The following is an 8,061-nucleotide window of genomic DNA, read 5'->3' on the forward strand; positions in this document are numbered from 1 at the left end:
GGCCGGTGTCGGCCGGGGCCCACAGGCGTCTCAGTGGGCCGGTGGTGGCGCCGTGGAGCCCCGTACGACCAGCCGGACGGGAATGTCTCCCTCGGTGGGCTCGCGGCCCTTCAGGACCGCCAGCAGGGCCTTCATGCCTCGCTCGCCGAACAGTTCGGCGTCCAGGCGTACGGTCGTCAGCTCGGGGTCGATGGCGGTGGCCAGGGCCAGGTCGTCGAGGCCGGTGACGGAGATGTCGTCGGGGATGCGCAGGCCGAGGCGTCGGATCGCTTTGTAGGCGCCGGCTGCCAGTTTGTCGTCGTCGCAGATGACCGCGGTGGGGGGGTGGCGCCTGAGGGCGGCCTCGGCGGCGGTCAGGGCGCCCTCGATGGAGATCGGCGCATGGGCCGTGCGCATGGTCGTGCCCGGAACGGCGGCGATGCGGGCGGCGAGTTCCCGGGCGCGTATCTCGAAGGTCCAGGAGGCCACGTCGGCGGCCAGGTGGAGGAAGTTGCGGTGGCCGAGGCCGAGCAGGTGGTCGGTGACCTGGCGGATGCCGTCGGTGATGTCGAGGTTGACGGTTGCCGCGCCGAGGCTGCCTTCGGGGTCGCTGTCGAGCATGACGAGGGGCAGCTGGTCGCCGCGGATGGCGGTGAGGGCGTCTGCGGCCATGGAGGAGGCGATGACGCCGTCGAGGGCGGCCTGTGCGGATGCGAAGGGGTCTCTGGCGGGGCCGATGCCTTCGGGGGAGGGGTAGAGGACGACGCCGAAGCCGTGTTCGGCGGCTACGCGGGCGGCACCGGTGTAGACGCCGGCGAAGAACTCGGTGGTGAGGGCGGGGACCACGAGCAGAACGGTGCGGGTGTGGCCGAGGCGTAGGTTGCGGGCGGCCAGGTTGGGCCGGTAGCCGAGTTCGCGGGCGGCTTCGCGTACGCGCTGTGCGGTTGCTTCCGAGACGCGGCCGCGCCATTTGTCGCCCAGGACCAGGGAGACGGCGGCCTGGGAGACGCCGGCGGCCTGGGCGACGTCCCGGCTGGTGGGGCGGGTGCCGGCTCGTGCCACCTGTGCCTGCTCCTTCGTCGGGGCTTGGTCCGGGCTCGGCCTGGACGTGTGGACAGCGCTCATGGTACGTATGACGGACGACGTTATACGTAAAACCTGGGCGGGAAGGGCGGGGACATGGCCACGGGATACCTGGAGATCCTCAGGGCGAGGCACGCCGCCCGGCTGCTGGTCGGCACGCTGGTGGGGCGGCTGCCCAATGCCACCGCCGCGATCGCGATCGTGCTGTTCATCCGCGCCGAGGGCGGCTCGTACAGCCTTGCCGGGGCGCTGGCGGCGGTCTACGGCGTCGCCAACGCGGTGGGTCAGCCTCTGCTCGGCCGGCTGGTGGACCTGTACGGGCAACCGCGCGTCCAGCTGCCCGCGGCGCTCGCGTCCGCCCTCGCGATGGCCGTGTTCGCCTTCAGCGGCACCGAGGTGCTGCCGCTCTCCTATGTCGCCGTTGCGGGCGCCGGGCTGTTCACCCCGCCTCTGGAGGGCGGTCTGCGGGCGCTGTGGTCCTCTGTGCTGCGCAGGGAGGATCAGGTGCACACCGCGTACGCCATGGACGCGGTGGCGCAGGAAGTGATGTTCACGGTCGGCCCGCTGCTGGTGACTCTGTGCACAGCGCTGTGGTCGGCGCAGGTCGCGCTGCTTGTGCTCAACGTCGTCGGGGTGCTCGGTGCGCTCTCCGTGGTCGTGTCGCCGCCCTCGCGCGCGTGGCGCTCGGCGCCGCGTGAGGCGCACTGGCTCGGTGCGCTGCGTTCACCGGGGCTGCTGGTGCTGCTGGCCGCGTTCCTTTTCGTGGGCGTGGCGCTCGGTTCCATCACGGTTGCCGCCGTGTCGTATGCGGACGACCATGGTGGCGATGCGGTGTACGGCTGGCTGATGGCGGCCCTGGGGCTCGGTGCGCTGGTCGGCGGTGCCGTGTACGGGGCGCGCCGGTGGGCGGGTGCTCCGGAGCGGCGACTGAGGCTGCTGGTCGGCCTTCTGGCGGTGTGTTATCTGCCGCTGATGCTGATGCCGGGTCCTGTCGCCATGACGGCGCTGACGGCGCTCGCCGGTGTGTTTCTCGCGCCTGCCATCGCCTGCGCGTTCGTCATCGTCGACCGGCATGCGCCGAGCGGCACTGTCACCGAGGCGTTTTCCTGGCTTGTGACGACGTTCACGGTGGGTGCGTCGGTCGGAACCGGGCTGGCGGGGCCGGTGGTCGAGTGGGGCGGGGCGCTGTGGGGCTTTGCCGTGCCGGGTGCCGCCGGGGCCGTGTCTCTGCTGGTTCTGCTGGCCACGGGGCGGGTACTCGCAGCTCCCGCCAGGGGGGCGGTCGTTGCGGCCGCGTCGGAAAATGATCCAAATCGTGCTGCCGAACCCCGTTTCAGTTCAGGGGATCGGGCGTAATGTTCAGTCATGGACCGCCGCATTTTCGGGCTGGAGAACGAGTACGGCGTCACGTGCACGTTCAGGGGACAGCGCCGTCTGTCTCCTGACGAGGTGGCGCGGTACCTCTTCCGCCGTGTCGTGTCATGGGGCCGCAGCAGCAATGTCTTTCTGCGGAACGGCGCCCGCCTCTATCTCGACGTGGGCTCGCATCCGGAATACGCGACACCCGAATGTGACAACGTGATCGAACTGGTCACCCACGACAAGGCCGGCGAGCGCATTCTCGAAGGACTCCTGGTGGACGCCGAACGACGCCTGCACGAGGAGGGAATCGCGGGCGACGTCTACCTCTTCAAGAACAACACGGACTCGGCCGGCAACTCCTACGGATGCCATGAGAACTATCTGGTGGCCCGGCACGGGGAGTTCTCCCGGCTCGCGGACATCCTGATTCCGTTCCTGGTCACGAGGCAGTTGCTGTGCGGCGCGGGCAAGGTGCTGCAGACTCCGCGGGGTGCCGTGTACTGCGTCAGTCAGCGTGCCGAGCACATCTGGGAGGGTGTCTCGTCGGCGACGACCCGTTCCCGGCCCATCATCAACACGCGTGACGAGCCGCACGCGGACGCCGAGCGCTACCGGCGGCTGCATGTCATCGTCGGTGACTCGAACATGTCCGAGACGACCATGCTGCTCAAGGTCGGCGCCACCGACCTGGTGCTGCGCATGATCGAGGCGGGCACGGTGATGCGCGACCTGACCCTGGAGAACCCGATCCGGGCGATCCGCGAGGTCAGTCATGACATCACCGGCCGGCGCAAGGTGCGTCTGGCCAGCGGCCGGGAGGCCTCGGCGCTGGAGGTTCAGCGCGAGTACTACGAGAAGGCCGTGGACTTCTGCGAGCGGCGCGGCATCCGCACCGGCACCGTGGAGCAGGTGCTGGAGCTGTGGGGTCGCACGCTGGACGCGATCGAGGCCGAGGACCTGGACCGGATCGACACCGAGATCGACTGGGTCATGAAGTACAAGCTTCTGGAGCGGTACCGGGCCAAGCACAACATGACCATGTCGCACCCGCGGGTCGCGCAGATAGACCTCGCCTACCACGACATCCACCGGCGTCGTGGTCTGTACTACCTGCTGGAGAAGAAGGGCCAAGCGGCCCGGATCTGCGACGACTTGAAGATCTTCGAGGGGAAGTCGGTTCCGCCGCAGACCACTCGGGCCCGGCTGCGCGGCGACTTCATCCGGCGGGCGCAGGAGCAGCGCCGGGACTTCACCGTCGACTGGGTCCATCTCAAGCTCAACGACCAGGCTCAGCGCACGGTGTTGTGCAAGGATCCGTTCCGCTCGGTGGACGACCGGGTGGAGAAGCTCATCGCCGGTATGTGAGCAACGCGTTTCGGCCCGATCGCCGGAACGCAACACGGGCGCCGTACGTTTACCGTACGGCGCCCTTCTCACGCCGTAGAGTTGCGCGCACGCCATCAACAAGATCGACCGATTACGAGGCCCCCACCGTGCGCCGACGCTCACTTCTCATCGCGGTCCCCGCTGGACTGGTCACGCTCGCCGGATGCGGCGACGACGACGGCGGGGCCGACTCGGCCGAGGCCACCGACACCGCGTCGCCGTCGGCTCCCGCGACGTCCGCTGCGCCGCCGCCGAAGATCGTGGACGGTCCGCTGCCGGCCATCACCGCGGGGACGAAGTTCGACGAGAAGCCGACGGTGGCCAAGGGCAGCGGTGAGCCGTCCAAGAACCTTGCGGTGAAGACGGTCATCGCGGGCGGTGGCCAGACCGTCGCGGAGAACGACTACATCCAGGCCAACTACCTCGGCCAGATCTGGGACACCGCAAAGGTGTTCGACAACTCCTACGACCGCAAGACGCCGCTGGTCATCCAGCTCGCGCCGGGCGGCATCATCGATGGCTGGCGCTATGGGCTGACCGGCAAGAAGGCCGGCAGCCGTGTCCAGATGTCCGTGCCGCCCACCTGGGGCTACGGCGAGCAGGGCAACTCGCAGGCGGGCATCAAGGGCACCGACACGCTGGTCTTCGTCGTCGACATCCAGGCCACGTTCAACGCGAAGAGCTCCGCCAAGGGCACCCAGGTCGCGCAGGACAACGTGGACGTGCCGAAGGTCGGCACGAACACGGACGGCAAGGCGCCCTCCATCGAGATCCCCAAGGCCGACCCGCCGACGAAGCTCGTGGCGAACTACATCCTCGAGGGCGACGGTGCCGAGGTGGGCGCCGAGGACAGTGTGCTCGTGCAGTACCGGGGCGTGTTCTGGGACGGGGGCAAGGAGTTCGACTCGACGTACGGCCGGAAGGCGCTGACCTCGTTCTCGCTCCAGCAGGTCGTCAAGGGCTGGGCGCAGGGCCTGACCGGCAAGAAGGTCGGCAGCCGCGTCCTCATCGTCATCCCGCCGGACCTGGGGTACGGGGACAACCCGCCGAGCGGCAGCGACATCAAGAAGGACTCCACGCTGGTCTTCTCGGTGGACATCCTGGCCAAGATGTGAGACGGGCCGGGCCGCCGTGACCGGCCTTGACCGGTCTCGACCGGCGGCCGACGAGGCGTGTTCGCCGGTGGGATGCAAGACTGTCCGAGTTGCCTTGTCGTACACCAGCAGGAGCTAGAGACGTGAGCATCGAGAAGCCCGAGATCGACTTCCCGGGCGGCGAGCCCCCGGCGGACCTCGAGATCAAGGACATCTGGGAGGGCGACGGGCCTCAGGCCAAGGCGGGCGACACCGTCTCCGTCCACTACGTGGGCGTGGCCTTCTCCACCGGCGAGGAGTTCGACGCGTCCTGGAACCGCGGCACGCCGCTGCAGTTCCAGCTCGGCGTCGGTCAGGTCATCGCCGGCTGGGACCAGGGCGTGCAGGGCATGAAGGTCGGTGGCCGCCGCCAGCTGACCATCCCGGCGCACCTCGCGTACGGTGACCGCGGTGCCGGTGGCGGCCGTATCGCCCCCGGTGAGACCCTGATCTTCGTCTGCGACCTGGTCGCCGTCTGATCGGACGTGATCAGCTGGGGCCCATGCCTGTTCGGGCATGGGCCCTCGGCTTTTGCCGTGACACTCCGGAGCGGTACGGTCATCCGGCAGAAGCACCATAGGGAAGGGCGTCGATGGCCATTGCCAAGGCCGAGCGGCTGATGAACCTGGCGCTGTGTCTGCTCGGGACACGGCGACCGCTCAGCAAGCGCGAGCTTCGGGAGTCCATCGAGGCCTATCTCGAAGCGGGCAGCGACGACTCCTTCAACCGGATGTTCGAGCGGGACAAGGACGATCTGCGCGAGCTCGGACTGGTCATCGAGACGGTGGAGAACCTCGACGGCGAGGTCGGCTACCTGGCCCGTCGGGACAGCAACCGGCTGCCACCCATCACCCTCGACGCCGAGGAGGCCGCGGCCCTCGGGCTCGCCGCCAAGGTCTGGCAGCAGGCCAGGCTCGCGGGGGCGGCGAGCGGCGCACTGCAGAAGCTGCGTGCCGCCGGGCTTCCCGAGGACGTCGACCCGTACGAGGCCCATGGCGCGCTGGAGCCGCGTATCCCCGTGCACGAGGCCGCGTTCGAGCCGCTGATGCTGGCCTGCCGCGACCGCCGCCCGGTCGCCTTCGAGTACCGCAAGGCCACGGCCGCCCGCCCCGAGGCCCGGCATGTCGAGCCGTGGGCGCTGGAGTGCTGGCGCGGGCACTGGTACCTGGCGGGCTGGGACCGGGATCGCGGTGCGGAGCGGGTCTTCCGGCTGTCCCGGATCACCGGCAAGGTGCGCACCCGCAGTGGCCGGTTCACCGCCGAGGTGCCCGATGTCGTCACCGTCCGGGAGACCGTCGCGAGCTGGGCGGGGGAGACCGCCGACCGCAGCGCGCTGATCCGGCTGCGCTCGGGTGCGGGGTACCCGCTGCGGGCGAGGGCCACCTCCGTGCGGGAACTCGGCGACGGCTGGGACGAGTTGGAAATTCCGTACGGCCACGGGCTGGACGCCTGGCTGGTGGAGTTCGGGCCGGACGTGGTGGTCGTGGAGCCCGCCGAGCTGCGGGCCGATGTCGTGGACCGGCTGCGTGCCGTGGCCAAGGGCTGAGGGGGAGCGGAAGAAGACAGTGGCTGGCAAACCGGTCAGGCCCGCGAACGCCATCGACCAGACCCGGCGGATGCTCTCCCTGGTGACGTATCTGAAGGAGCGCCCCGGCGCCCGGGTCGAGGACGTCGCCCGCGCCTTCGGCATCACCGAGGAGGAACTGGTCTCCGACCTCGACGTACTGCCCATGTGCGGCACCAGCTTCCGCGGCGGTGACCTGCTCGACATCGACACCGACGGCGAGCGGATCTGGTGGCACAACCCCGCCGCCCTCGGGGCGGATGCGGCCGAGCCGCTGCGGCTGGCGGCCGACGAGGCGACCGCGCTGCTGGTGGCCGCCCGTGCCGTCTCCACCCTGCCCGGCCTGCGCGAGAGCGACCGGCAGGCGCTGCTGCGCGCCACCGCCAAGGTGGAGGCGGCGGCCGGTGAGGCGGCCGGTGCCAGCTCCCGGCTGTCGGTGACCTTCGAGTCGGAGGGCGGTGTGTTCGCGGACGTCGACCGGGCGATCTCGGAGCGTCGCCGGCTGTGGATCCGCTACTACTCGCCGGCCCGCGACGAGGTCACCGAGCGCGAGGTCGACCCGATCCGCCTGGTCAGCGTCGGTCACACCTATGTGGAGGGTTGGTGCTACCGGTCCGAGGCGCGCCGCACCTTCCGGCTCGACCGCGTCGCCGAGATCAGGGTCCTCGACGAGCCGTCCGCGCCGCCGGAGATCGAGCTGCGGGACCTGTCCGAGGGGCTGGTGCAGCCCGCGGCCGAGGACCCGGAGGTCGTGGTCGAGGTCGGCCCGGGCGGCCGCTGGGTCGCCGAGTACTACCCCCACGACAGTGCGGATGAGCTTGCGGACGGCGGGCTGCGTATCACCCTGCGCACCCCCGACCCGGCGTCGCTGCGCCGCCTCGCGCTGCGCCTCGGGCGCGACGGGCGCATCGTCGCCCCGCGGGAGCTGGCCGACAGCGCCCGGCAGGCGGCCCGCGAGGCCCTGGCGGCGTACGACGGGCTCGAGGCGCGGGCCGCGGATCCGGGGCAGGCAGTACAACGGGCACACGACGGGCAGGAGCAGGGACTTTGAGCGAGTCGGCGGCGTCTGGGGTGCGGGGTATGTCGGTGGCGTCCGCGTTCGCGGGGATGAGAAGCGTGACTCCCGTGGTGTTCAGAGCCGGCTGCCCGGACTGCCGGGGCCGCTTCGAGCTCACCGCGAGCGCCCTGCGCCTGGCCATCGGCGCCACGAGCCGCACCACCTTCTACTCGTTCACCTGCCCCGAGTGCGGCGCGTCCGTGCGCAAGCCGGCCGGCGAGCGCATCGTCGAACTGCTCACCGGAGGCGGCGTCAGCACCCTGCGGCTGCACTCCACGGCTTGAGGGCCTGTCCGGCGGATCATGCCGCAGACGCGGGGGCCGGCACGCCCTCCCCCACTCTCGGCTTCGCTCGAGCGGGAGGTGCCCCCACCGGCGTTGTCGTCGGTCGCCGACTCCCCCACGCTCGGCTTCGCTCGCGCGGGGGGACCCCCATCGCCCCCGCTCACCTGCGCTTGTAGGGTGCCGACGACTTCCTGCGACCTGATCCGCCGGACA

General features: G+C 70.4%; 8 protein-coding genes. 7 read left to right on the forward strand and 1 reads right to left on the reverse strand.

Features of this window, described 5'->3' with window-relative positions; translation table 11 throughout:
* Positions 1-30: 30 nt before the first annotated feature.
* Complete coding sequence (locus ACTWQJ_RS41345) at positions 31-1,041, reverse strand: LacI family DNA-binding transcriptional regulator (protein ID WP_443311566.1); 1,011 nt, start codon at positions 1,039-1,041, stop codon at positions 31-33.
* A gap of 117 nt (positions 1,042-1,158) precedes the next feature.
* Here ACTWQJ_RS41345 and ACTWQJ_RS41350 point away from each other — a divergent pair, with 117 nt between their 5' ends.
* The 7 genes from ACTWQJ_RS41350 (at position 1,159) to ACTWQJ_RS41380 (ending at position 7,848) form a co-directional block, all read left to right on the forward strand.
* Positions 1,159-2,418: an MFS transporter gene (locus ACTWQJ_RS41350; RefSeq protein ID WP_443311567.1), complete on the forward strand. Its 1,260-nt coding sequence runs from the start codon at positions 1,159-1,161 to the stop codon at positions 2,416-2,418.
* Between the two features lie 9 nt (positions 2,419-2,427).
* Positions 2,428-3,789 carry a Pup--protein ligase gene (pafA, locus tag ACTWQJ_RS41355; RefSeq protein WP_443311568.1) on the forward strand — a complete coding sequence of 454 codons (1,362 nt, stop codon included), beginning with the start codon at positions 2,428-2,430 and terminating at the stop codon, positions 3,787-3,789.
* A 128-nt stretch (positions 3,790-3,917) separates the two neighbouring features.
* Entirely contained in the window at positions 3,918-4,925 is a 1,008-nt protein-coding gene (locus tag ACTWQJ_RS41360) for an FKBP-type peptidyl-prolyl cis-trans isomerase (RefSeq protein ID WP_443311569.1), read from the forward strand.
* Positions 4,926-5,047: 122 nt separating this feature from the next.
* Positions 5,048-5,422 (forward strand): FKBP-type peptidyl-prolyl cis-trans isomerase, encoded by a 375-nt coding sequence (locus ACTWQJ_RS41365; protein ID WP_129796958.1) that lies wholly within the window; start codon positions 5,048-5,050, stop codon positions 5,420-5,422.
* Between the two features lie 113 nt (positions 5,423-5,535).
* Positions 5,536-6,489, forward strand: a complete 954-nt coding sequence (locus ACTWQJ_RS41370; RefSeq protein WP_224736494.1) for a helix-turn-helix transcriptional regulator — start codon at positions 5,536-5,538, stop codon at positions 6,487-6,489.
* Positions 6,490-6,508: 19 nt separating this feature from the next.
* Entirely contained in the window at positions 6,509-7,558 is a 1,050-nt protein-coding gene (locus ACTWQJ_RS41375; RefSeq protein WP_443311570.1) for a helix-turn-helix transcriptional regulator, read from the forward strand.
* Positions 7,555-7,848: a hypothetical protein gene (locus ACTWQJ_RS41380; protein WP_443311571.1), complete on the forward strand. Its 294-nt coding sequence runs from the start codon at positions 7,555-7,557 to the stop codon at positions 7,846-7,848. Before ACTWQJ_RS41375 ends, ACTWQJ_RS41380 begins: the two co-directional genes overlap by 4 nt.
* Positions 7,849-8,061: the final 213 nt, after the last annotated feature.

This window comes from Streptomyces sp. KR55, from assembly GCF_052245645.1.
Lineage (GTDB): Bacteria > Actinomycetota > Actinomycetes > Streptomycetales > Streptomycetaceae > Streptomyces > Streptomyces flavusporus.